Below are 23,034 nucleotides of genomic sequence, written 5' to 3' on the forward strand. Positions count from 1 at the left end.
AACTTTGCCCGATGGGCAACCTACAGGGGGCTCTCCGTATGCTGACCCTGCTCGATTTGCTTTCCGCCGTCGCGCTGTTGATCTGGGGCACACACATCGTTCGGACCGGCATTCTGCGTGTCTACGGCTCGCAGCTGCGCCGTGTCATTGGCCAGAACATGTCCAAACGCCCGCTGGCATTCGTTGCGGGGATCCTCGTCACCGCTATGGTGCAAAGCAGTAATGCCACGGCGATGCTGGTGACGTCCTTCGTTGGCCAGGGCTTGATGGGCCTGACGCCCGCGCTGGCCATCATGCTCGGTGCCGACGTCGGTACTGCGGTGATGTCGCGAATCCTGACGTTCGACCTGTCGTGGCTGTCGCCACTGCTGATCTTTCTGGGCGTGATCTTCTTTCTGTCGCGCAAACAAACCCGTGTGGGCCAGTTGGGTCGTGTCGGCATTGGCCTGGGCCTGATCATTCTCGCCTTGCAGCTGATTGTTACTGCCGCTGCGCCCATCACCCAGGCGGCCGGGGTGAAGGTGCTGTTTGCGTCACTGACGGGCGATCTTCTGCTCGACGCACTGGTCGGCGCCATGTTCGCGCTGATCTCCTACTCAAGCCTTGCGGCGGTGCTGCTGACGGCGACCCTCGCAGGCGCGGAAATCATAAGCCTGCCGGTGGCGATCGGTCTGGTGATCGGCGCCAACATCGGCAGCGGTCTGCTGGCGTTCCTCAGCACCAGCATGCAAAACGTCGCCGGGCGGCAAGTGGCCCTGGGCAGCCTGCTGTACAAACTGATCGGGCTGTTGCTGATCACCCCGGTCCTGACCCCGCTGGTGGCGTGGATGGACACGCTAAATGTCAGTCCGTCGAGCCTGGTCATCAGCTTTCATGTCATCTACAACTCCCTGCGCTGCCTGATCATGCTGCCGACGGTGGGGCCGATGGGACGTCTGTGCGCGTCGATTCTGCCTCAGCAGGCCGAGATCAACGGCCAGACCAAGCCTCGGCATCTGGACCTGACCGCACTGGCCACGCCGAGCCTGGCGCTGGCCAATGCCGTGCGCGAAACCCTGCGCATGGGTGATCTGATCGACAGCATGCTCAATGCCATGCAAGAGGTGCTTCGGGGCAACCAGACGGCGGTCACTCAGGAAGTGCGTCGGCTCAACGATGATGTCGAGGTACTCTACAACGCCATCAAGTTATACCTGGCGCAGATGCCCCGCGACGACCTCAGCGATCAGGACAATCGCCGCTGGGCCGAGATCATCGAACTGGCGATCAATCTGGAACTGGCCAGCGGGCTGATCGAGCGCATGCTACGCAAGGTTCAGCAGCAGAAAACCTCGCAGAGGCGGTCGTTTTCCGACGTTGGCCTGGAAGAACTGTCCGGGCTGCACGAGCAACTGATGGCGAATCTGCGTCTAGGCCTATCGGTCTTCCTCAGCGGTGACCCGGAAAGCGCGCGCCAGTTGTTGCGCGAGAAACGTCGTTTTCGCGCACAGGAGCGGCGCCTGGCCCATGCCCATGTCAGCAGACTGCAACGCAAGATTGTGCAGAGTATCGAGACCAGCTCCCTGCACCTTGAGCTGATTTCCGACATGAAACGCTTGAACTCGCTGTTCTGCAGCAGCGCTTACGTGGTCCTTGAAACCAATGACACAGGCGCCTTGTCCAGCGAGGGCAACCCGGAATAATCGTGGTGAACGCAGGCGCCGCTGCGAAGTCTGTTACACATACCGGCCCGCAAGGAAGCCCGTTTTTATGCGTTGCCTGCTGTTCGTTTGTCTGGTTCTGACATCCCTTTCTTCCATGGCCCTCGACCGGTTGCAGGTAGAGGGCTACGTGCTGCCCAACGGTTTGCAGCTGTTGCTCAAGCCTGCGGACAAAGGTCATGTCGCTATTCGCCTGGTCGTGGGTATTGGCTTTGATGACTTCAAATGCGAAGACAAAGAGCTGCCGCACCTGCTGGAGCACCTGCTATTCAGCGGGATCGACAACAGCGGGGAGGGCGGCCTTGAGCAACAGATGCAGGCCTTGGGTGGAGAGTGGAACGCGTTCACCAGCAACACCGATACCACTTTCGTCATCGAGGCGCCGGCGCAAAATCAGCGCAAGGTGCTCGATCTGCTGCTCAATCTGCTGACTCACACGCAAATAAATCAGGCCAATCTGGACACTGCCAAGCGCATCGTCGCCCGTGAAGACGGTGGCCATTACTCGCATTTGCAACGCTGGCTGGACAAGCGCGACCTGGGCCACGGCGCCAGCAGCCCGCTCGCCGTGGAGCTTGGCCTCAAATGCCCGGAGCGGGCCGAGGTCGATCACCTCACGCTGGAGCAAGTCGAGAATATCTATAACAACTGGTACGCCTCCAACAACATGACGCTGATCATCGTGGGCGAACTCGACAAGTTGCTGCCGGCCTACCTGGAACGCACCTTTGGCCAACTTAATGCGGTCGATCCGACGGAACATCCGCCGCTTCGCTCGATGACCGAAAAGGCCGATCCCGAGCGCACGCTGATCCGCGGCGCGTTGGGCGATGGCGCCAAGCTGCATTTGCTGTTCCCTGAGCCGGACATGGGCGAGCAGCATGATGAAACCTGGGATCTGGTGAAAGCGTATCTGGACTGGACGCTGTACAGCGAACTGCGTCTGGACAAGGGGTATTCCTACGGGCCATGGGCCGATCGCGAAGCGTTCGGGGACACCGGCTTTCTCAGCCTCAATGCAGATCTGAACCGTGAAGACGTCGATTCGGCCACGGCCGCCGTGCGCGCGATGCTCCAGCGGCTGCGCAAGGAAGGCATGGACCCGGCCACCTTTGCACGGCTGCAGCAGGCCTCCATCGCCAAGCAAGCCTGGGCCGTTCAAGGCAATAGCGCGCTGGCCGACTATTACTGGGGTGCGTTGAATGATTACGACGATGGCCGCTTCCAGGACCCGGCCAAGCGGACCCGGGGCGTGAGCCTGGATCTGGCCAATCAGGCGATGCGTCAACTGCTGGCGCAACCCGGGTATCTTCGGGTTGAGGAGCCACTGCTCAGTTACGACGAGCTATATGGGGTCGGATTCTTGCTGACAGGGCTGGTGGCGGTGCTGATTGTCTGGCGATGGCGGGTTTACAAGAAACGTCCGTTGTAACGCCTATAGTCAGCGTATTGGATTCAGCGGGCTCGTCAGACGCAGACGATCTCCAACTTCATAGACCTAGCTTCATAAACGAAGAGTGACGCCCACCGATGCCGGATATCAACGCAATCATTCAGCACTCGCTGGTCCAGCGTGTGCTGGAGTTCATCAAGCGCTACCCTGGGCTGATTGCGTTTTTCGGGTTCTGCTCAGGCATCGGCAGTTTCATTCTGGTGGATCGCCAGGCCAAGCTGGCGACCTGGATTGCGGTCATTCTGCTGGTGAGCTGGATCTGGCTGATGGTGGAAAACAGCGCGGTCGCGCTGTTCGCGAAGATGTTCAAGCGCGAAATCCCGCAGCCGCTGCTGCGCTACGGCACTCAGATGATCCATCAGGAAAGCCTGTTTTTCGTACTGCCCTTCTTCTTCGTCACTACCACGTGGTACAGCGGCCAGCTGGCCTTCACCGGGCTGCTCGGGGCGGCAGGCCTGATTTCCATCATCGACCCGCTGTACTACAAATGGCTGGCGCCGCGCCGCTGGCTGTTCATGGCCCTGCACACCCTGACGCTGTTCGCCGCACTGCTCACGGCGCTGCCGATCATCGTTCACCTGACCACCGCCGAAAGTTACAAACTGGCGCTGGGTATTGCGATGCTGCTGTCGTTTCCGAGCCTGGCATCGGGCCATCCGATCAACAGCTGGCAGCGCGGCCTTGGCGTGGTGGCCATGACATTGGCGATCGGCGGCGCGGGCTGGATGGCGCGATTCTGGGTGCCGCCGGCGACCCTCTGGCTGACAGAGGCGGCGATCAGCACCCGCTTCGATAACCAGAATCGCACCCCCGGCGAGAGCATTCAGGAGATCGGCGTCAACCAACTGCGCAGCGCCGGGCTTTACGCCTACACGTCGATCAACGCCCCGCGCGGCCTGAACGAGCGGATTTATCACGTGTGGCGCCACAATGGCGAGGAAATAGAGCGTATTGCTCTAGACATCAAAGGCGGTCGTGAGGAAGGCTACCGAGCCTGGACGCGCAAGCAGAATTTTCCGCCGGACGTGCTCGGCAAGTGGCAGGTGAGGGTGCTCACGGAGGACGGGCAGATGATCGGGGTGCTGCGCTTTGACGTTACCGAGCGCGATCAGCCCGCCGTCACTCGCAACAAGATCAAGCCGGCAGGCCTCAAGCCAGGCTCCGACGCTGCAAAGCCGGATGATTCCGAGGCGAAAAAACCCGCAGACAGTGCCCCTGCCGAGAACCCATCTGCCCCGGCCAAAACCAACTAAGCTCGTCGCTATGACCCCACTGACCACCCAGGCTTCCTCCGCGCCCAAGGTTCCAGGACGCGTCTTACTGGACACTTCGATCAATCCCGTGCAACTGCGGATTGCCGGAGACTGGACGCTTGCCCATTACCGCGAACTCAAGCGCCAGACCGATGCGCTGAGCGCCGGATTCGGTCCAGCCACCCTCGTGGACATGGACGAACTCGGCGCCCTCGATACCGCCGGTGCGTCGCTGCTCGTGGAACTGCTCGGCGTACAGCGCCTGCGTTTGCTGGCGGTGCAAGCGCCCAACCTGCCGGAATCCAGCCGCGCGCTGATGCAGACCATCCAGAGCGCACTGGCTGACTATTGCCAGCCCGTCCGAGAGCCTGAAGCGGCCGTGGGCATGCAGCTGCTGTCGCGAATTGGCGCGGCGGTGGAGGTGATCTGGAAGGACACGCTGCAGCTGCTCGGCTTTATCGGGCTCATCCTGCAGACCTTCGCGTCCACCCTGTTTCGCCCCAAACGCTGGCGCACCACGTCCGTCATCGCCCACATCGAGCAAATCGGCCTGGACGCCGCGCCCATTGTGGCGCTGCTGACGTTCATGGTTGGCGCCGTAGTGGCCTTCCTCGGTGCCACGGTGCTGAAGGCCTTTGGCGCGACGATTTTTACCGTTGACCTGATCGGCTTCTCGTTCCTGCGGGAGTTCGCCGTGCTGCTGACTGCCATCCTGCTGGCCGGTCGTACGGCCAGCGCCTTCACTGCGCAGATCGGCTCGATGAAAGCCAACGAAGAGCTGGATGCGCTGCAAACCTTGGGACTGAGTCCAACAGAGCTGCTGGTATTGCCTCGCGTGATCGCGTTGCTTATCTCGCTGCCCATGCTGACCTTTCTCGCGATGATCTGCGGCATCGTCGGTGGCGGCGTGGTCTGCGCTCTGTCGCTGGGCATCTCGCCGGCGATGTTTCTGTCGTTGATGCAGGCCGACATCGGCGTGCAGCACTTTCTCGTCGGCATCGCTAAGGCGCCCATTTTTGCGTTCTTTATTGCCGCGATCGGTTGCCTGGAAGGCTTCAAGGTCGAGGGCAGCGCTGAGTCCGTTGGGGCTCACACGACATCGAGCGTGGTGCAGTCCATTTTTGTGGTCATCGTGCTGGATGCCCTGGTCGCGATGTTCTGCATGGAGATCGGCTGGTGACCCGCCGTTGCGTACAACCCGGCGAGAAGGTGATTGAGGTCCGCGGCTTGAGCAATCGCTTTGGCCCGCAAGTCGTGCATGAGAATCTCGATCTGGACCTGTATCGCGGGGAGATCCTCGGGGTGGTGGGCGGCTCCGGCGCAGGCAAGTCGGTGTTGCTGCGCAGCATTGTCGGGCTGCAAAGACCTGCCTCGGGCAGTGTCCGCGTCCTGGGTCAGGATTTGCTGAATCTGTCCGACAAAGCGCGCTCTCAGGTGGAACGGCGTTTCGGGGTGCTGTTTCAGAAGGGCGCGCTCTTCTCCTCGCTGACCATCACGGAGAACGTTGCGCTGCCGCTGATCGAACACGCCGGGCTGAGCCGCGACGAGGCCGAGCATCTGGCCGGAATCAAAATGGCGTTGGCCGGACTGCCGTTGTCGGCGGCGCATAAATACCCCGCGTCGCTCTCCGGCGGCATGATCAAGCGCGCGGCGCTGGCGCGAGCACTGGCGCTGGATCCGGACATCCTGTTTCTGGACGAGCCCACTGCCGGGCTCGATCCGATTGGCGCCGGCGCGTTTGACCAGTTGATCCTGACCCTGCGCGACGCCTTGGGACTGAGCGTATTCATGGTCACCCACGACCTCGACACGCTTTATACAATCACCGACCGCGTCGCCGTGCTGGCGCAGAAGCGCGTGCTGGTTGCCGACACCATCGACAGGGTGTCGGCGACCAGGGACGCCTGGATTCACGAATACTTTCATGGCCCGCGCGGCCGCTCGGCCTATTCGGCGGCCACCCACCCACACGAGGTCTCATGATGGAAACCCGCGCCCATCACGTTCTGATCGGCCTGTTCACGGTCATCGTGGTCGCTGCCGCGCTGCTGTTTGGTCTGTGGCTGGCAAAATCCAGCGCCGACTCGGCGTTCAAGGACTACCAAGTTGTCTTCAACGAGGCGGTCACCGGTCTGTCTCGCGGCAGTCCGGTGCAGTACAGCGGGATCAAGGTCGGCGACGTCGTTCAGTTGCGCCTCGACCCCCAGGACCCGCGCCGCGTGCTGGCGCAGATCCGCGTTGCCGGCGAAACCCCGATCAAGCGCGACACCTTCGCAAAACTGGCACTGGCCGGCATCACTGGCACCTCGCTGATCCAGCTCAGTGGAGGTACACCGCAAAGCGAAGCGCTGAAGGGCGAGGGCGGCAACCTGCCAGTCATCATTGCCTCGCCGTCGCCTATTTCGCGGCTGCTGAACGACAGTGACGACTTGCTCAGCGGCAGCACCGCACTGCTGCACAACGCCAACGCGATGTTTTCTTCCGAGAACGTGGAGACGCTGTCGCGCACGATGCAACACCTGGAGCAGACCACGGGCGCGATCTCCGATCAGCGCGACGACATTCGTCAGGCCTTGAAGCAGATGACACTGCTGAGCAAGCAGGCCGGCGCGACCCTGGAGCAAACCTCTACGCTGATGCGCAACGCCAACCAATTGCTGACCAGCGATGGCAGGCAAACCATCGCCAGTGCGCAGCAGGCGATGAAGTCTCTGGAACAGAGCAGCCAGACCATCAATACGCTGCTCAAGAACAATCAGAATTCGGTGAATGATGGCCTGCAAGGCCTGGGCGAACTGGGCCCGGCGATTCGCGAGCTGCGTGAAACCCTCAGCTCGTTGAAAACCATTTCCCGCAGCCTGAATGCCAACCCGAGCGGCTACTTGCTGGGTAACGAAAAGAATAAGGAGTTCGAGCCATGAGGCTTTTCGGTCAGTCCGTCCCTCGCGTGTTGTTGGCGGCAGCCCTGTTGTCCCTCGGCGCCTGTTCGATACTCCCGGAGCAGGCGCCGTCGGACGTCTACCGTTTGCCGACAGCATCGACCGTCAGCAAAGGGACGTCGCCCGTGTCGTGGTCGTTGAGGGTAGTCCGGCCGAAATCCAGCGAGGCGCTGGACAGTCCGCATATCGCCGTCATACCCGAGGGCAATGTCATTAGCAGCTACAAGGGCGCGCGCTGGAGTGATCCCGCGCCGGTTCTGCTGCGAAACCGCCTGACCGACGCCTTTTATCGCGATGGGCGGGTGCAGTCGATCAGCACCGATGACAGTAATCTGCAGGCTGATTTTGAACTGGGCGGGGAGTTGCAGGCGTTCCAGAGCGAGTACCGGGGAACCGCCATTGAAGTGGTGATCCGCCTTGATGCGCGGCTGGCCGACGATCGCCAGCGGATTGTGGCGAGCCGGCGCTTTGAAGTGCATCAGCCGGTGGCTGACAAGCAGGTGCCAGCGGTGGTTTCGGCGTTCGGTCAGGCCAGCGATACGCTGGCCGCCCAAGTGCTGCAATGGACCGTTGAGCAGGGCGAGAAGCGTTACACCGCCGCGCCGAAGAACCAGTAGCAGACAGCAATCGCCGCAACCACACCGGCGAATTCCGCCAGCAGCGCGCAGCCCACGGCGTGTCGTGCGCGCTGGATGCCCACGGCGCCGAAGTACACCGCCAGGACGTAGAACGTGGTTTCGGTGCTGCCTTGAATCGTCGCCGCGACGAGGGCCGGGAAGCTGTCGACGCCTTGGGTCTTCATGGTTTCGATCAGCATCGCCCGCGCCGCGCTGCCGGAGAACGGCTTGACCAGTGCAGTCGGCAGCGCGTCGACAAAGCGCGTGTCCATGCCCAACCACTGAATCCCGTGTCGAATCCCCTCAAGAATCAGATCCAGCGCGCCCGACGCTCGCAGCACGCCCACGGCGCAGAGCATCGCGACCAGATAGGGCAGCAGGTTCTTGGCGACGTCGAAGCCTTCTTTGGCGCCTTCGACAAAAGTTTCGTACACCTTGACCTTGCGCAGCACGCCAATCACCAGGAACAGCATGATGATGCCGAACAGCGTCACGTTGCCCAGCACTGACGACAGACTCGACAGCGCAGCGGCGGACAGCCCGGCCAGTACCGCCATGAACCCGCCCAGCAGCAACGCGCCGGGAATCAGATAAGCAAGCACCACCGGGTCCCACAACTTGAGGCGCTGCATAAAGGCGACCGACAGCAGACCGACCAGTGTCGAGGCGCTGGTGGCGAGCAGGATCGGCAGGAACACCATGGTGGGATCGGCGGCACCTTGCTGGGCGCGGTACATGAAGATGGTCACTGGTAGCAGCGTCAGCGAAGAGGCATTGAGCACCAGAAAGAGGATCTGCGCGTTACTGGCGATGGTCTTGCTGGGATTGAGCTCTTGCAGCGATCGCATGGCTTTGAGGCCGATGGGTGTGGCGGCGTTATCCAGGCCCAGTGCGTTGGCGGCGAAGTTGAGGGTGATCAGGCCCAGCGCCGGGTGGCCGCGCGGCACTTCGGGCATCAGGCGATGAAAGAGCGGCGCCAGGACTTTGCCCAGCCAGTCGACGATGCCGGCCTTCTCGGCGATGTTGAGAAAGCCCAGCCACAGGGTCAGGGTGCCGAACAACAGCACCATGACTTCCACCGACAGCTTGGCCATGGCGAAGATGCTCTCGACCATGGCGGCAAAAACGCCGGCATTGCCCCCGACCAGCCACTGCGCCAGCGCAGATATTGCCGCGACCACGAAAAACCCAAGCCATAGGCCGTTCAGCATACAAATCCCCTCGCAAGATGCGGCGATGATAACGGCGGGGGCAGAAACAACAAACCCCGGCCGGGCCAGGGTTTGATGATTCACGCTCTATAGTGATTACTCGACCGTCGATTGACCCGCCGGCAGAGGGTCCTTGCCACGCCAGTGCGGCAGGGAGTTCCAGTAGCGCTCGCCCTTGGCGTCGTCGTACATGCCTTCCCAGCGCGAGATCACCAATACCGCAAGCGCGTTGCCGATCACGTTCAACGCGGTGCGCGCCATGTCCATGATGCGGTCGACGCCAGCGATGAACGCCAGGCCTTCCAGCGGAATGCCCACGCTGCCCAGGGTTGCCAGCAGCACGACAAATGACACGCCCGGCACACCGGCGATGCCCTTGGACGTCACCATCAGGGTCAGCACCAACATCAACTGCTGGCCGATGGACAGATCAATGCCATACAGCTGCGCGATGAACAGCGCTGCGATGCTTTGGTACAGCGTCGAACCGTCGAGGTTGAACGAGTAGCCGGTCGGCACCACGAAGCTGCTGATGGCTTTCGGCGCCCCGTACGCTTCCATCTTCTCGATCACGCGCGGCAGCACGGTTTCGGAACTGGCGGTGGAGTAGGCCAGCACCAATTCATCTTTGAAGATGCGCATCAGCTTGAGGACTGAAAAACCAAACAGCCGCGCAATCAGGCCCAGCACCACGAAGGCAAAGAAGGCGATGGCGACGTACACCAGAATCACCAGCTTGGCCAATGGCAGCAATGAGGCAAAGCCGAAGTTGGCAACGGTCACGGCGATCAGGGCGAACACGCCAATCGGGGCGTAGTTCATGATCATGTGGGTGACCTTGAACATGGTCTCTGAAACGCCCTGAAAGACCTTCACCAGTGGATCACGCACTTCCGCGTTCAGGCTCGACAGGCCCAGACCGAAGAACACCGAGAAGAAGATGATCGGCAGCATGTCGCCACGAGCAACAGCGGCAAAGATGTTCGACGGGATGAGGTTGAGGATCGTCGCGACAAAGGCATGGTCATGCTGCACTTCGGAGGTCGTCTTTTCGTACTGAGAGATGTCCACCGTGCCCAGCGTGCTCATGTCGATGCCGGTGCCGGGATGGAAGACATTGGCCAGCAACAGACCTACGACGATGGCAATCGTGGTGACGACTTCAAAATAGAGGATGGTCTTCAGACCGATGCGGCCCAGCTTCTTGGCGTCGCCGACGCCTGCGATGCCGACGACCAGGGACGAGATCACAATCGGGATAACGATCATTTTGATCAGGCGGATGAAGATGTCGCCCGCCGGCTGCAGGATGTTGCTGATCCACCAGGCTTTCTCGGCGCTGAAGTGGTTGAGGACGGCGCCAATGGCGATACCCAGGACCAGGCCGATGAGGATCTGCCAGGCGAGGCTCAGTTTTGCCTTCTTCATGTCATTACCTTGTTGTCATTGCCGGGACATCCCCCAACCACACGTTCATCATTGCGCTTGGTAGCAAGCGTGATACCGCGGTCGCCGTCAGGACTGTCTCGTAAGTGGCCGCAGGCGAGCATCCGAGCTCTGAGCAGGCGAAAAAGGCGCAACTATTCCCACGGTGACTTGCATCGTCTAATGCCGTAAACGACTACCCTATGCCGAATCGGCATGATGCAAATCAATCACTTACAGTGAAGCGCGCCAAAACAGGGCGAATTCGCTCGACACTGGAATGCTGAGAAGTGGCTAAAACGTCGCCTGTAGCAGATTTACGCAAGGCGCGATGGCAGAGTGACAGATCGGTCAAGGATGGCCGACAAGCCATTTGCACGAGGAATTTTTGGCGATATACGGTCGTAGGAAACGTAGAAGGGGGTATGTAGGACTTATGAGATACAGAGACGTTGAAGAAAATAGCGATCATTTGCGCCTCGCAAGTCCACTGCCGGATAAAGGTTGAAGCTCTATCGGACGATGGACTTGCAATGCGGCTTGCCTGACCCGGCCCACATGGGGAGTACTCCCTGTACTCCTAGGACGCTTCAATCACTCCCTTGATCGCAACGCCCCGGCCCCTTGGTCATACGCGCACCGTCTTCGGGCTGCGCGCCTATCAGGAAGGTCTGTCAGGGACAGGTCTCCCATCATTCAAATCAGTACCAGTTAGGATCTTTCTTGAGCTGTTCTTTCAGAAGGCCTTGCATGCCTTCGTCCGGCTTGCCCAAAAACCGGTAATCCGCATGGCGCGTCGGGGATTTGTCTGCGGGAAGTCCCGCTGGCACTTCGACCAACATGGCGTACGCATGGGACCTGTCCAGACTGAACGCCACGATGAGTCGCTTGTTGCGGCAAGTGTCCTGGGTTTCGCAGAGCGGCCCTACCAGATACTTGTCACCGTCCTCAGTCACGGCATTCATCTGCTCCGCGGCGCCGGACAGATTGATCACCCAATCGGGCAATCGCTCTTCCTTCTTCACTACGCTCGACCACGTCTCGCGGTACTCAGCATTCGAACTTAATAGCTCGTTCGCTCGAGACTGACCGTCGTTGGCCGCCATAGCTGTGACGCTGGCGCTCCCCAGGAGCGCCAGCGTCAGTGCATGGAGATGCTTCAAGCCCATATTCAGCCTCGGCCGCGACGGCCAAAGAAGAACGACACCACGAACATGACCAGGAAGACCACGAACAGGATCTTGGCAATGCCGGTAGCAGTACCTGCGATACCACCAAAACCAAGGACGGCTGCAACGATAGCGATGATCAGAAATGTGATTGCCCAGCTCAACATGGTGAATCTCCTTACTGTTTATTGATTTTTTGCTACGTCGAGGCGTCGGGATGACCCTCGGGGTAGATCGCGTCTTCGACCCGGAGGATCAGAAAACCCAGCTTTGCTGACGTGGCGCTTCATCAGGAGTAGCGGCCGCATCATCAACTTGCATGCTCAAGGCGACGTCCGAGGCTTTCAGCGCACTTGCCTTGGCAAAAGGTGCGGTGTGAGCGTGGGAGTAGTGAACCTGAGTCACTTCCTGATTCTGATTCCAGTGATTGAACTGCTGCACAACAATGAGCGTAATCATCAGCGCCAGACTGGCAAACAAGACCTGCTGCAAATGCAGAGGAGAGATACGGAGTTTGTTGGCGAGATGTTGAGCGTTCATTCAGCTGACTCCTGGCAATCTTGTCGGCCGTCTGTTCAGGCCTTTGTTATCAGGAATATTGCACGCTGTGTGCCAGCTTTCTGCGAACGTTTTTATCCTTATAAATCAATAGCTTATATAGATAATTCAGAAGTGTCGTACACGCAAGCTGCACGATTGAACATTTGTCATCGTGCGGAATGCACGAATGGGCGGACATCACGTTAGCGGCCGAATTCATTTCAGGTGCGAATACCGATCTGAAAACCTTGTCCGACCGCCATGTAACGCTCTAGCCCGCGCTGCGCGCTGTAACGCGCAGGGTGTCGGCATCGACGCCTTTAACCCCGCGAATGTTGCGCGCGATCTCGACCGCCAGTTCCTTCTCGGCGTAGTTAGCCACCACACCGTCCAGCGTGACTACACCGTTCTTGGTGTCGACCTTGATGTTCAAGCCATCGAGGGTGCGGCTATATATAAGGCTGGATTTCACCTTGCTGGTGATCCATGCATCGCTGAATTCCTCGCGAACGGCATTGGCCTGAAGTTCGCTCTGCTCTTTGATGGCCTGTGTATCGCGCGCACTGACGCTGATGAGGTTGTTCACCTCCGTTACGCCGTCCGTATTGGTGGCCAGGCTTCCGGCCAGCTGCTTGGCATCTGCGTCTTTCGCCTGCCCTTTGAGGGTGACGACACCCTGAGCGGCGCTGACATCGATGTTCAATGCCTCGGTCACGCTGTTCCACAGCAGCTTGGATTTAATGGTTGCGGTCAGCGTCGCATCATCGAAACGCTGGGCCATAGTGGCTTTAGTGCCCGGATCGGCAGCGACCTGCGGGTCAATCTCAAGCCGGTTGTCGACCTTGTTGATCCCCTGTATGTCGCCCGCTATCTGCGACGCCAGATCCTTGTCGACCTGGTTCTCGACCTTGCCCTTGAGGATGGCAGTGCCTTGTTCCACGTCCACGCTGATCTTGAAGGGACTCAAATGCCGATTCAGGGCAAAGGCGGTCCAGATCGACCCCTCCTGGCGCGCTTCGGCCAGTTGGGTCGGCAGATCGGCGGCGGCGGCCTGGGCGATGACGGGGGTCAGTCCAAGCAGGCTGGCGGTGGTCATGGCCAGGGCGATCTTCTTCAACGGGGGCATGGGAATCTCCAGACAATTGCAAAAGGTACCTCTGGACAGACTGGTCTTTGGCCCAGATGTTCGGCGCGGCCTGATTTTGCGCGCGCGAGGATTCGAGCCGACGGATAGGCAAGTGAGCTGCCACGGATCAGCACACGACGGCTTTTTCAGAAGATCGCTACCATGCAGCGCAAAGAATCAATCAGAATGAACCATGCAACTTGCCCGATGTTTCCGGGACTAACACAGACTATTCATTGAGGAGCGTAGGAAAAATGGAAGCAGCCGCTGAGAATCAGGGCCGTATTCTGCTCGTGGATGATGAATCCGCCATCCTTCGCACCTTCCGCTACTGCCTGGAAGATGAAGGCTACAGCGTAGCCACCGCCAACAGCGCAGCGCAGGCAGAGGCGCTGTTGCAGCGTCAGGTATTCGACGTGTGTTTCCTGGATTTGCGTCTGGGTGAGGACAACGGGCTGGATGTTCTGGCGCAAATGCGCGTGCAGGCGCCGTGGATGCGAGTGGTAATTGTGACTGCGCACTCGGCGGTCGACACCGCAGTGGACGCGATTCAGGCCGGCGCTGCCGACTACCTGGTCAAGCCCTGTAGCCCGGATCAACTGCGCCTCGCCACCGCCAAGCAGCTCGAAGTCCGCCAATTGTCGGCGCGACTCGAAGCCCTCGAAGGCGAAGTACGCAAACCAAAAGACGGCCTGGATTCCCACAGCCCGTCGATGATGGCGATCCTGGAAACAGCCCGCCAGGTTGCCAACACCGACGCGAACATCCTTATCCTCGGCGAATCCGGTACGGGTAAAGGTGAATTGGCGCGAGCGATTCACGGCTGGAGCAAGCGCGCCAAGAAGGCCTGCGTGACCATCAACTGCCCGTCGCTCACTGCCGAGCTGATGGAAAGCGAATTGTTCGGCCATAGCCGTGGCGCCTTCACCGGCGCCAGCGAAAGCACGCTGGGGCGAGTGAATCAAGCGGACGGCGGTACATTGTTCCTTGATGAAATCGGCGACTTCCCGCTCACGCTGCAGCCAAAACTGCTGCGCTTCATCCAGGACAAGGAATACGAACGCGTCGGTGACCCGGTCACCCGTCGCGCCGACGTGCGCATTTTGGCGGCGACCAACCTGAACCTCGAAGACATGGTCCGCGAAGGACGGTTCCGCGAGGACCTGTTGTATCGCCTGAACGTCATCACCCTGAACCTGCCGCCTCTACGGGAAAGGAGCGAAGACATCCTGACGCTAGCGGACCGCTTTCTGGCCCGATTCGTCAAGGAGTACAGCCGCCCGGCGCGTGGCTTCAGCGAACAGGCGCGCAGTGCGCTGCTCAACTACCGCTGGCCCGGCAACATCCGTGAACTGCGTAACGTCATCGAGCGGGCGAGCATTATCTGCCCGCAGGAAAAAGTCGAAATCACGCATCTGGGTATGGCCGAACAACCGGTCAACAATGCCCCACGTGTGGGCGCAGCGCTGAGCCTTGACGAGCTGGAGAAAGCCCACATCGGCGCGGTACTGGCGACCAGCGATACGCTGGATCAGGCCGCACGCACGCTGGGCATCGACGCCTCCACGCTGTACCGAAAACGCAAGCAGTACAACCTGTGACAGGGCGCCGATGATGTTTGCGATGAAGTTGCGCACCCGACTCTTCCTGAGTATTTCCGCCCTTATCACCGTTGCCCTGCTGGGCTTGGTGCTGGGGCTCGTCAGCGTCATGCAGATGGCAAAATCTCAGGAGTCGTCGATTCGGCATAACTTCATCACCCTCGATATTGGCCTGAAGCTGCGTCAGAACCTGGGCGACCAACTGGTGATGATGCTCAAGGACAGCCCCGATCAGGTGGCGATCAAAGGCAATCAGGAAGCGTTTCAGAATCTGCTCGATCAGGGCATTGATCATGACCAGCAGACCGGCGTTCCGAGCGGGTTCGAAACGGCTCGGGTGAACTACGCCCGCTTCGTCAAAACCATCGAGCAATCCAGCGAACATGGTGAGGCGATCCGCGACGATGAGGCCGTGACAGAGGCGTTCAACACGTTGCGCAATGGCCTGCTCGACGCTCATCGGCAAGCGCTTGAGAACATCAGTCAGGCGGAGAGCGCCTCAAGGTCGCGAGCGCTCTGGGTTTCAGCACTGCTGGGGCTGGTGGGGCTGGCGGTGCTGGTTATCGGCTTCGTCACCGCCCACGGCATCGCCCGGCGTTTCGGCGGTCCTATCGAACAGCTGGCCAAAGCGGCGGACCGGATTGCCCAGGGGGATTTCGACGTAACGTTGCCCACGTCCTCATCGGACGAAATGAATTTGCTCACCCACCGCTTTGGGATGATGGCCGATGCGTTGCGCCAGCATCAGAAAACCAATGTCGATGAACTGCTCGCTGGCCAGCAGCGGTTGCAAGCAGTGCTGGACAGTATCGACGACGGTCTCTTGATGATTGATCGCCAAGGGCGGCTTGAACACCTGAACCCGGTCGCGCAACGACAGTTGGGCTGGGAAGAAAGTCGCCTGGGCCAAGGGCTTGGCGAAGCATTGGAGCGCCCCGAGCTGGACGAGCAGCTGTATCTGGTATTGCGCGGCGGTACGCTGGAACGGGCACCTGATGACCTCTCCATCGAGATCGACGGCGAAGTCCGCCTGCTCACCTACAGCCTCACTCCGGTCAGCCACACCAAAGGGCACATTGTCGGCGCTGTGATGGTGCTGCATGACGTCACCGAGCAGCGGGCATTCGAACGCGTGCGCAGCGAGTTCGTGCTGCGCGCTTCCCACGAGTTGCGCACGCCCGTCACCGGCATGCACATGGCCTTCGGTCTACTCCAGGAACGCGTGCATTTCCCGCCGGACTCGCGTGAGAAGGACCTGCTCGACACCGTCAACGAAGAAATGCAGCGCCTGATGCAGTTGATCAACGACTTGCTCAACTTCTCGCGGTATCAGAACGGACTGCAGAAGCTGACGCTGGAGCCCTGTGACATCAACGAGTTGCTCGAAGCGGCGCGTCAGCGCTTTGCCGATACCGCCCACGATCAGGACGTCATGGTGCTGCTGGAAACCCAAGAACCACTGCCACGGGTGCAGGCCGACAAGGCTCAGCTCGACCGCGTGCTCGACAACCTGCTTGATAACGCCCTGCGCCATACCCCGAAATCCGGCCTGATCCGCTTGCAGGCGCGGCGTCATGGCGAGCGGTTGATCATCAGCGTGGAAGACAACGGCGAAGGCATTGCCTACGGCCAGCAAGCCCGGATCTTCGAGCCATTCGTGCAGGTCGGCCGCAAGAAAGGCGGTGCAGGCCTGGGGCTGGCCCTGTGCAAGGAGATCGTTCAATTGCATAGCGGGCGAATGGGCGTCTACTCCCGACCGGGGCAGGGCACGCAGTTCTATATGGCCCTTCCGCTCTAGAACAGCACTGGTGGGCTACGCGACATCATCCGCACGCCGCCCGGCGCTGCGTCTGCCACCGGTCACCAGTTCGGTAAATTTGGTCGCGCTCAGCGGGCGGGCGAACAGCCAGCCCTGACCATAAATTACCCCTTCGCTTTTCAGCAGCATCGCCTGCGACTCGAACTCGATGCCCTCGGCGATCACCCGCAGTTGCAGCGCATGGGCCATCCGAATGATATGCGGCGCCACGCCACTGCTGGCGGCATCGTGGCCGAGGGCGTCAATAAACGCCTTGTCGATTTTCAAACAGTCCACCGGCAGCGTCTGCAGATAGGCGAGGCTGCAATAGCCGGTGCCGAAATCATCGATCAACACCTGATGACCCCGATCGCGCAGCGCCTGAAGATGATTGCGCGCGACTACCACGTCCACGAGACCGCGTTCGGTCACTTCAAACGCAATCTGCCGAGGCGCCACCCGGTGTAACGCCAGCAGCTTCGCCGTCACTCGGCCGATGCGTGGGGCCATGACATCGCACGCTGCCAGATTGACTGACACGTACAGGTGCGGATTGGCGCGTAAAAGCTGGCCGAGCTGCTCCAGCAATTGCTGGAGCACGAAATCGGTGATCTGACGGATCTGCCCGGTGTTTTCCGCCAGCGGAATAAAGAGGTCAGGACTGGTCAACGTGCCGTCCGGTCGCCGCCAGCGCACCAAGGCCTCGGCGCCCACGCACAGCCGCGTGTTGAGGTCGAAAATCGGCTGATACAAAACCTTCAGCTCGCCACGGCGCAATGCCCCGTGCAGCTCACCGCCCAATGACTGCCGTTGACGCACCAGTTGCAGGACGAGAATGCCGATGAACAACGAAATCAACAGGCTGGCCGGGACCAACAGCCACCACGCACCGGTGATCTTCTGTTGCAAGGCACTGCGCGGGGTAATCAGGACCAGTTGATATTCCGGGCTCTGGGTCGGCATCCGGTAGACGAGTTTGTCCTGGGTGGACATCAGCGTTTCGGTGGAGGTCGGCGACCAGTCCGGCGTGGGCGGCCATGTCTGAGGCGGGCCCAGGACCGGGACTGCCTTGGAGCCACGATCTAGCACCACCACCAGACTACCGCCCACCGGCAGGTCAACGACGTCAGTCAAATGGCCGCGGGAAGTGGAAACACGAAACTCCCCGCGCCCGAGCATCAGTGAAGCCAGGTTGTCGTCAGGCTGGGTGGAGGTATTCAGCCAGTAATCATAAGTGGGGCCGCGAATGTCCGGCGGCCTGGGCTTGCCAATCAGGCTCTGCCGCGTCCAGCTTGAACAGAACTGACTGTCGCTGACGTACGCCACTTCGTAGATAAAACGGTAGCGCGAGTTCACCTGACGTAACTGCTCGATCATTGCGGGGCTGCAACCGCGCAACGGCTGCGCTTCAAGTTGATCGAGCCCGGCCCTCAACTGACCGAATAATTGCTCCAGTCGCACCAGAAAGCGCTCGCCCTGTGCATTCATTTGCGCACGTTCGTCCTGTCGGGCCTGATGCATCGCCAGCCCAAAGCTGCCCGCCAGCAAGACGGCCGCGCTTAACAGCGCGGCCACTAATGCCAGAAGCCAGGGACGATAAAGTAAAGAGCGCAGTCGCGGCGTCGCCGTGAACATCGGCAGTCATCCAGATGGTGGGATTTCCATAACCACTGAGGTATAGCAACAAGCGCAGAAATAGTCCGAAAAAAACCGGCAATTAGCGGAATTTAGTGCCTGAAGTTAAGTACTTGCAGCATAGCTGCACTTTGCAGATCCGGCTCACCGTCAAATTTTTGTGGTCGATAGTGCATCTGAAACGCAGCCAGTGTGTGACGTGTTGCGATGTCCAGCTCACCGGTCTGCGGCGTCGGGTAACCCAGCAGCGCCAGTTGCTGCTGGAACCACACGATATTTGGCACGACGCCCATCAACTGGGTTTGACGCTGTGCCACCTGCTGTTCATCCGGCCAGATGCCCAGGCCTTCCTGGGCCAGCCGCTTCCACGGGAACAACGGTCCCGGATCGAGCTTGCGCAACGGCGCGATGTCGCTGTGACCAATGACGTGACGGGGTTCGATGTGGTTGCGTTTAACGATGTCTTTGAGCAGAACGATCAGCGCCTGAATCTGCGCTTCGCTGTACGGATACCAAAGCCGACCCGTAGGCGTGTCGCGATAGCCCGGATTGACGATCTCGATGCCGATGCTGCTTGAGTTGAGCCAGGTGCGCCCGTCCCATTCGCTTTCACCGGCGTGCCATGCGCGCTGGGATTCGTCGACCAGCTTGTAGGTGGTGGCCGGACCGTCGCCGATCAGGTAGTGCGCGCTGACCTCACCGTGGGTCAGCAAGGCCAGCGACCGGTCGAGGGAAGCAGAGGTGTAATGAACCACCACGAACTGCACGCGGCTGTCGAAATTGACGGAAGGGTGGCTGGTGTCGATCTTCGGACCGCTGCTGCAAGCGGTCAGCAGCAACAACAGAAACAGGGCGGAAATAGACTTCATGGCGGCACGACGTGTAGGCAAATAATGCAACAGTGTAACGTAACGTCGGCGGCGCATTCAAAAATGCATCAAGCCTACGCAGCCAACCAGACGAAGCGTTCAACCCTGCTCGATACGGTTACGTCCTTCGTGCTTGGCGCGGTACAGCGCCTGATCCGCACGTTTGAGCACCACATCACTGCGCTCACCCGGAGCGAACAGCGTGATGCCCATGGACACCGTGACCGTCACCCGCTCGCCCTTGAAGTGAAACGGGCATTGTTCGATGCCCTCGCGCAGACGCTCCAACAGCGCCAGCCCCTCATCCATCGGCGTGGTCGGCAGCAGGATCACGAACTCTTCTCCGCCGAAACGCGCAATGAAATCCGAAGCCCGTAACCGCTTTCGCAGCTGACCGGCGATGATCTTCAAGACCTTGTCGCCCGCCAGATGGCCGTAACCGTCATTGATGCGCTTGAAGTGATCCAGGTCGAGAATGCCGAGCAGCAGGCTTGAACGCTTCCTCTGCAACTGATCGATCTCATGCTCCAGCCGCTCGTTCCACGCCGCGCGGTTCGGCAGGCCTGTCAGTGTGTCGATCAGCGCCTTCTGCCGTTGTTCTTCCAGATGAACCCGGAAGCCCAGCGCTTCCTGCTCCATTGTTGCCACGCGGCTGGAGAGGGCTTGCAGGCGGGTGGCGACTTCCTGTTCGCGCTGATCGCGTTGCTGCTGATGATGATCCATGGTGCCAATCAGCCCTTCGAGACGGCTTTCCAACACGTGCTTCAGGCTGTCCAGATCGGCCGCCTGCTGCACACTGGTTTGCAGATCGTCGACGTGTTCACGCAATTGATGGTCCAGTTGACGTGACGCCGAATGCTGATCGGCGTGGTCTTCGCTGGCAGCCAGCAAGCCGCTCTGAAACGACTCAAGGCGCTCGTTGAGCTGCTTGAGATAAGCCTCGAATTCGTGCTGGCCGCTGTCGGTGATAGCAAGCATCAGCACGGCGAGATCGTCGAGGATCGGCAGGAGTTCGTACCAGTTCAGCCCATGCTCAAGCCGGACGCGCATGGCTTCGGCTTGCGGACGATGGTGTTCGGGCAGCGTCAGCTCATCGAGAAGCCCTAGCAGGGTTTCTTCGATGTGGGCGGCAACGGAGCTGTAACTGGGCTCGGGCGAAGGGGGCAGCGCATAGGGGCTGTCTTCTTCTGCAGCGGTCTCGTCAGGCGCATTGTCTTCAGCGACCATTTCGATGTCGTCGGCAATAACAACTGCTTCAGCAGTCTCTTCATGATCCGGAGCGGGCGCTTCAGCCGCAGGCTCGAATGCTTCGTCGTGTGGAGACTCGCCGGCGGAGGCCTGTGGCATGTGACCGGTGTGGAGCGGCGCCTCGGGTTCTTCGTCTGGCTGGGCCGGCTCGGACTCGGGCTCGGGCATTACCGGCTGGCCTGCAACTTCCGAGTGGGGCGTCGAGATGGAGCGCTCGGGCTCTTCGGCGGCAGGCTGGGGAACCGGCGGGACGGCGTTGCGAAGTTCAGCCTCCAGCTCGGTGTTCTCTGGGGCAGCTTCGGGCACGGCGGCTGAATGCTGAGGCGTTTCATCAGAACCTTGAATCCCGCCCGGCTCGCTAACTGAGTGCGGCACATCACCCTCGCCGTCAGCCTCACGGTGACTGCCGAACAATCGCTGGAGAAAACCCGGGCGCGACGCTTCATCCGGGTGTTCGATCTGCGATAGCGCCTGCCCCTGAAGTCCGCTCAACTCGCTCAATAACAACGGCAGCTCACGGGCTTGGGTAATGCGATCTTCAAGACTCTTGGCGAATCGCTTGAGCGGCTTGCTGACGTCTTTGGGCAGCGGCAACGCCTGCAACTGCGCGACCAGCGACGTCAACGCCGTGCCCATTTGCTCGACGCGCTGCTCGCGACGCTGCTCGGAGTCCAGCACCGCCTTTTCAAGGCGCGGAATCAGAGCGGCAAGGCCTGCGTCCATGTCGTCCTTGCGAACGATCTCGCGCATTTCCTTCATGCACGCATCAACCGCCTTGTCGGCACCTTCGGCCGCCAGACTGCTGCGCACAAGGCCTCGACGCAGCAAGTCGAGCCGCGCGTTCCAGCGCCGCTCCAGTTTGTCTTGCTGCTCGATGCTCTTGAGGTACTTCTCTTTCCAGCGCTGCGCTTCGTCGGTCATTCCACAGGTCCGCGAGGAGATGTGCTTGTTATCGGCAGCGAGTCACCGATTAATGAGGCCGGCAAGCGAATCTCCACCGCGACGGGCAGATGATCGGAAATGGGATGAGCGAGCACCTGCACTTTTTCAAGGGTCAGGGTCGGGCTCAGGAGGATGTGGTCCAGGCATCGCTGGGGACGCCAACTGGGGAAAGTCGCCTCAACCTGCGGTGCAAGCAGGCCGAGATCTCGCAGTGGAGACGTTTGCAGCAGGTCATTGGCGTGGGTGTTCATGTCGCCCATCAGCACCTGATGGCGATAGCCGCCAATCAGCTCGCGAATGTAGGCGAGCTGTCGCGTGCGAGTGCGTGCACCCAGTGCCAGGTGCATGACCACCACAACCAGCGCGTCCGGACCTTCGCCGAAGCGAACGAGAATGGCGCCGCGCCCGGCCGGGCCTGGCAGCGGATGGTCTTCGATGTCCCACGGGCGCAAGCGGCTGAGCACGCCATTGCTGTGCTGGGCGAGACGTCCGAGGTTTCGATTGAGTTGCTGATGCCAGTACGGAAACGAACCGAGCTGGGCAAGGTGTTCAACCTGGTTGATATAGCCCGAGCGCATACTGCCGCCGTCGGCTTCCTGCAAGGCGACCAGATCATAGTCGCGCAGCAGATCGCCGATCTTCTGAAGATTCCCGGCTCTGCCATTGTGGGGCAGCAGATGCTGCCAACCCCTGGTCAGGTAATGCCGGTAGCGTTCGGTGCTGTTACCTACCTGGATATTGAAGCTGAGCAGGCGAAGCCGACCGTCGGCCGGCAGGCCTGTCTCGTGAAGATGATGCTCGTTGACCTTCGGCATGTGCCGGGCAACGACCCGTTCAGTAGTTCCCCAGCGCGCCATGGTCAGCGCTTACTTGGCGGTCAGCGTTGCGCGTTCTTTGGCAATCAGCTGATCAGCCACTTGCAGCGCTTGCTCAGGACCACCAGCAGTGCCGAGGTCAAAGCGGTACTTGCCGTTGACGATCATGGTTGGGACGCCAGTAATCTCGTACTTCTTGGCCAGTTCCTTGTATTGAGCGATCTTGCCCTTCACAGCGAACGAATTGAAGGTTTCAAGGAACTTGGTCTTGTCGACGCCCTGGGTGGCGACGAATTCGGCCATGTCATTCGGGTCAGTCAGACGCTTGCCGCCTTTTTGAATGGCGTCGAACACGGCGGTGTGGACTTTCTTCTCTACGCCCATGGTGTCGAGGGTAATGAATAGCTGGCCGTGAGCGTCCCAAGGGCCGCCGAACATGGCGGGAACGCGAATGAAGTGGACGTCAGCGGGAAGTTTCTCGACCCATGGATTGATGACCGGCTCGAAGGCGTAGCAGTGCGGGCAGCCATACCAGAACATTTCGACGACTTCGATCTTGCCCGGCTCGGAAACAGGAACAGCGCTTTTCAGCTCGACGTATTGCTTGCCGGCTTCGATGGGCTCTGCTGCTTGAGCGGTCAGACCGAACAGGCTGGTAAAAATCAGAGCGGCGCTGAGAATCAGATTACGCAT

19 protein-coding genes and 2 pseudogenes are annotated in these 23,034 nt (G+C 60.2%); 10 read left to right on the forward strand and 11 right to left on the reverse strand.

What is annotated here, in order from left to right; all coding sequences use genetic code 11:
- The first annotated feature begins 38 nt into the window (after positions 1-38).
- From FX982_RS07005 to FX982_RS07035, 7 genes are all read left to right on the forward strand, one after another.
- Positions 39-1,682 carry a Na/Pi cotransporter family protein gene (locus FX982_RS07005; RefSeq protein ID WP_172610123.1) on the forward strand — a complete coding sequence of 548 codons (1,644 nt, stop codon included), beginning with the start codon at positions 39-41 and terminating at the stop codon, positions 1,680-1,682.
- Positions 1,683-1,749: 67 nt separating this feature from the next.
- Complete coding sequence (locus FX982_RS07010) at positions 1,750-3,132, forward strand: M16 family metallopeptidase (RefSeq protein ID WP_172610124.1); 1,383 nt, start codon at positions 1,750-1,752, stop codon at positions 3,130-3,132.
- A gap of 98 nt (positions 3,133-3,230) precedes the next feature.
- The gene (locus FX982_RS07015; protein ID WP_172610125.1) at positions 3,231-4,406 is read left to right on the forward strand and encodes a DUF5924 family protein; all 1,176 of its coding nucleotides are present in this window, start codon (positions 3,231-3,233) and stop codon (positions 4,404-4,406) included.
- Positions 4,407-4,416: 10 nt separating this feature from the next.
- Positions 4,417-5,586, forward strand: a complete 1,170-nt coding sequence (locus tag FX982_RS07020) for an ABC transporter permease (protein ID WP_172610126.1) — start codon at positions 4,417-4,419, stop codon at positions 5,584-5,586.
- Entirely contained in the window at positions 5,583-6,389 is an 807-nt protein-coding gene (locus FX982_RS07025) for an ABC transporter ATP-binding protein (RefSeq protein WP_172610127.1), read from the forward strand. The genes FX982_RS07020 and FX982_RS07025 overlap by 4 nt, the downstream gene beginning before the upstream one ends.
- Positions 6,389-7,327, forward strand: coding sequence for an MlaD family protein (locus FX982_RS07030; RefSeq protein ID WP_172612997.1), 939 nt, complete (start codon positions 6,389-6,391; stop codon positions 7,325-7,327). Before FX982_RS07025 ends, FX982_RS07030 begins: the two co-directional genes overlap by 1 nt.
- A complete protein-coding gene (locus FX982_RS07035) occupies positions 7,324-7,962 on the forward strand; it encodes an ABC-type transport auxiliary lipoprotein family protein (protein WP_172610128.1) in 639 nt (212 codons plus the stop codon). The genes FX982_RS07030 and FX982_RS07035 overlap by 4 nt, the downstream gene beginning before the upstream one ends.
- On the opposite strand, the gene FX982_RS07040 is transcribed toward FX982_RS07035, so the two are convergent.
- The 6 genes from FX982_RS07040 to FX982_RS07065 form a co-directional block, all read right to left on the reverse strand.
- Positions 7,935-9,173: a nucleoside recognition domain-containing protein gene (locus tag FX982_RS07040; protein WP_172610129.1), complete on the reverse strand. Its 1,239-nt coding sequence runs from the start codon at positions 9,171-9,173 to the stop codon at positions 7,935-7,937. The two genes, FX982_RS07035 and FX982_RS07040, sit on opposite strands and share 28 nt — an antisense overlap.
- Positions 9,174-9,269: 96 nt before the next feature.
- Entirely contained in the window at positions 9,270-10,601 is a 1,332-nt protein-coding gene (gene gltP, locus FX982_RS07045; RefSeq protein WP_122534326.1) for a glutamate/aspartate:proton symporter GltP, read from the reverse strand.
- A 698-nt stretch (positions 10,602-11,299) separates the two neighbouring features.
- Positions 11,300-11,767, reverse strand: a complete 468-nt coding sequence (locus FX982_RS07050) for an inhibitor of vertebrate lysozyme family protein (RefSeq protein WP_122623682.1) — start codon at positions 11,765-11,767, stop codon at positions 11,300-11,302.
- A gap of 2 nt (positions 11,768-11,769) precedes the next feature.
- Entirely contained in the window at positions 11,770-11,934 is a 165-nt protein-coding gene (locus FX982_RS07055; RefSeq protein WP_002555679.1) for a DUF1328 domain-containing protein, read from the reverse strand.
- Positions 11,935-12,022: 88 nt separating this feature from the next.
- Positions 12,023-12,307, reverse strand: a complete 285-nt coding sequence (locus FX982_RS07060; RefSeq protein WP_122623681.1) for a hypothetical protein — start codon at positions 12,305-12,307, stop codon at positions 12,023-12,025.
- 271 nt (positions 12,308-12,578) lie between these two features.
- Positions 12,579-13,433, reverse strand: coding sequence for a BON domain-containing protein (locus tag FX982_RS07065; RefSeq protein ID WP_172610130.1), 855 nt, complete (start codon positions 13,431-13,433; stop codon positions 12,579-12,581).
- A 254-nt stretch (positions 13,434-13,687) separates the two neighbouring features.
- On the opposite strand from FX982_RS07065, the gene algB reads away from it, so the two are divergent.
- From algB to FX982_RS24725, 3 genes and pseudogenes are all read left to right on the forward strand, one after another.
- Positions 13,688-15,034 carry a sigma-54-dependent response regulator transcription factor AlgB gene (gene algB / locus FX982_RS07070; RefSeq protein WP_037017110.1) on the forward strand — a complete coding sequence of 449 codons (1,347 nt, stop codon included), beginning with the start codon at positions 13,688-13,690 and terminating at the stop codon, positions 15,032-15,034.
- A gap of 10 nt (positions 15,035-15,044) precedes the next feature.
- Positions 15,045-16,446 (forward strand): annotated as a pseudogene (locus FX982_RS07075) (KinB sensor domain-containing domain); the annotation flags it as partial.
- A 125-nt stretch (positions 16,447-16,571) separates the two neighbouring features.
- Positions 16,572-16,832 (forward strand): annotated as a pseudogene (locus FX982_RS24725) (sensor histidine kinase); the annotation flags it as partial.
- Between the two features lie 15 nt (positions 16,833-16,847).
- Here FX982_RS24725 and FX982_RS07080 read toward each other — a convergent pair.
- The 5 genes from FX982_RS07080 to FX982_RS07100 form a co-directional block, all read right to left on the reverse strand.
- Positions 16,848-18,467 carry an EAL domain-containing protein gene (locus tag FX982_RS07080; protein WP_172610132.1) on the reverse strand — a complete coding sequence of 540 codons (1,620 nt, stop codon included), beginning with the start codon at positions 18,465-18,467 and terminating at the stop codon, positions 16,848-16,850.
- A gap of 92 nt (positions 18,468-18,559) precedes the next feature.
- Complete coding sequence (locus FX982_RS07085) at positions 18,560-19,336, reverse strand: N-acetylmuramoyl-L-alanine amidase (protein WP_172610133.1); 777 nt, start codon at positions 19,334-19,336, stop codon at positions 18,560-18,562.
- Positions 19,337-19,435: 99 nt separating this feature from the next.
- The gene (locus FX982_RS07090) at positions 19,436-21,505 is read right to left on the reverse strand and encodes a GGDEF domain-containing protein (protein WP_172610134.1); all 2,070 of its coding nucleotides are present in this window, start codon (positions 21,503-21,505) and stop codon (positions 19,436-19,438) included.
- A complete protein-coding gene (locus FX982_RS07095; protein ID WP_254074913.1) occupies positions 21,502-22,341 on the reverse strand; it encodes an endonuclease/exonuclease/phosphatase family protein in 840 nt (279 codons plus the stop codon). Before FX982_RS07095 ends, FX982_RS07090 begins: the two co-directional genes overlap by 4 nt.
- A 51-nt stretch (positions 22,342-22,392) precedes the next feature.
- Positions 22,393-23,034 carry a thiol:disulfide interchange protein DsbA/DsbL gene (locus FX982_RS07100; RefSeq protein WP_108121293.1) on the reverse strand — a complete coding sequence of 214 codons (642 nt, stop codon included), beginning with the start codon at positions 23,032-23,034 and terminating at the stop codon, positions 22,393-22,395.

Origin of the sequence: Pseudomonas graminis (assembly GCF_013201545.1) — a bacterium.
Classification (GTDB): Bacteria; Pseudomonadota; Gammaproteobacteria; order Pseudomonadales; family Pseudomonadaceae; genus Aquipseudomonas.

Bases quoted from the DNA above. Each gene is read 5' to 3' on its own strand.
- gltP (WP_122534326.1), bottom strand. From the start codon at position 10,601: ATGAAGAAGGCAAAACTGAGCCTCGCCTGGCAGATCCTCATCGGCCTG.
- FX982_RS07010 (WP_172610124.1), top strand. From the start codon at position 1,750: ATGCGTTGCCTGCTGTTCGTTTGTCTGGTTCTGACATCCCTTTCTTCC.
- FX982_RS07080 (WP_172610132.1), bottom strand. From the start codon at position 18,467: ATGTTCACGGCGACGCCGCGACTGCGCTCTTTACTTTATCGTCCCTGG.
- FX982_RS07020 (WP_172610126.1), top strand. From the start codon at position 4,417: ATGACCCCACTGACCACCCAGGCTTCCTCCGCGCCCAAGGTTCCAGGA.
- FX982_RS07095 (WP_254074913.1), bottom strand. From the start codon at position 22,341: ATGCCGAAGGTCAACGAGCATCATCTTCACGAGACAGGCCTGCCGGCC.
- FX982_RS07035 (WP_172610128.1), top strand. From the start codon at position 7,324: ATGAGGCTTTTCGGTCAGTCCGTCCCTCGCGTGTTGTTGGCGGCAGCC.
- FX982_RS07015 (WP_172610125.1), top strand. From the start codon at position 3,231: ATGCCGGATATCAACGCAATCATTCAGCACTCGCTGGTCCAGCGTGTG.
- FX982_RS07005 (WP_172610123.1), top strand. From the start codon at position 39: ATGCTGACCCTGCTCGATTTGCTTTCCGCCGTCGCGCTGTTGATCTGG.
- FX982_RS07040 (WP_172610129.1), bottom strand. From the start codon at position 9,173: ATGCTGAACGGCCTATGGCTTGGGTTTTTCGTGGTCGCGGCAATATCT.
- algB (WP_037017110.1), top strand. From the start codon at position 13,688: ATGGAAGCAGCCGCTGAGAATCAGGGCCGTATTCTGCTCGTGGATGAT.
- FX982_RS07100 (WP_108121293.1), bottom strand. From the start codon at position 23,034: ATGCGTAATCTGATTCTCAGCGCCGCTCTGATTTTTACCAGCCTGTTC.
- FX982_RS07030 (WP_172612997.1), top strand. From the start codon at position 6,389: ATGGAAACCCGCGCCCATCACGTTCTGATCGGCCTGTTCACGGTCATC.
- FX982_RS07055 (WP_002555679.1), bottom strand. From the start codon at position 11,934: ATGTTGAGCTGGGCAATCACATTTCTGATCATCGCTATCGTTGCAGCC.
- FX982_RS07090 (WP_172610134.1), bottom strand. From the start codon at position 21,505: ATGACCGACGAAGCGCAGCGCTGGAAAGAGAAGTACCTCAAGAGCATC.
- FX982_RS07050 (WP_122623682.1), bottom strand. From the start codon at position 11,767: ATGGGCTTGAAGCATCTCCATGCACTGACGCTGGCGCTCCTGGGGAGC.
- FX982_RS07060 (WP_122623681.1), bottom strand. From the start codon at position 12,307: ATGAACGCTCAACATCTCGCCAACAAACTCCGTATCTCTCCTCTGCAT.
- FX982_RS07085 (WP_172610133.1), bottom strand. From the start codon at position 19,336: ATGAAGTCTATTTCCGCCCTGTTTCTGTTGTTGCTGCTGACCGCTTGC.
- FX982_RS07065 (WP_172610130.1), bottom strand. From the start codon at position 13,433: ATGCCCCCGTTGAAGAAGATCGCCCTGGCCATGACCACCGCCAGCCTG.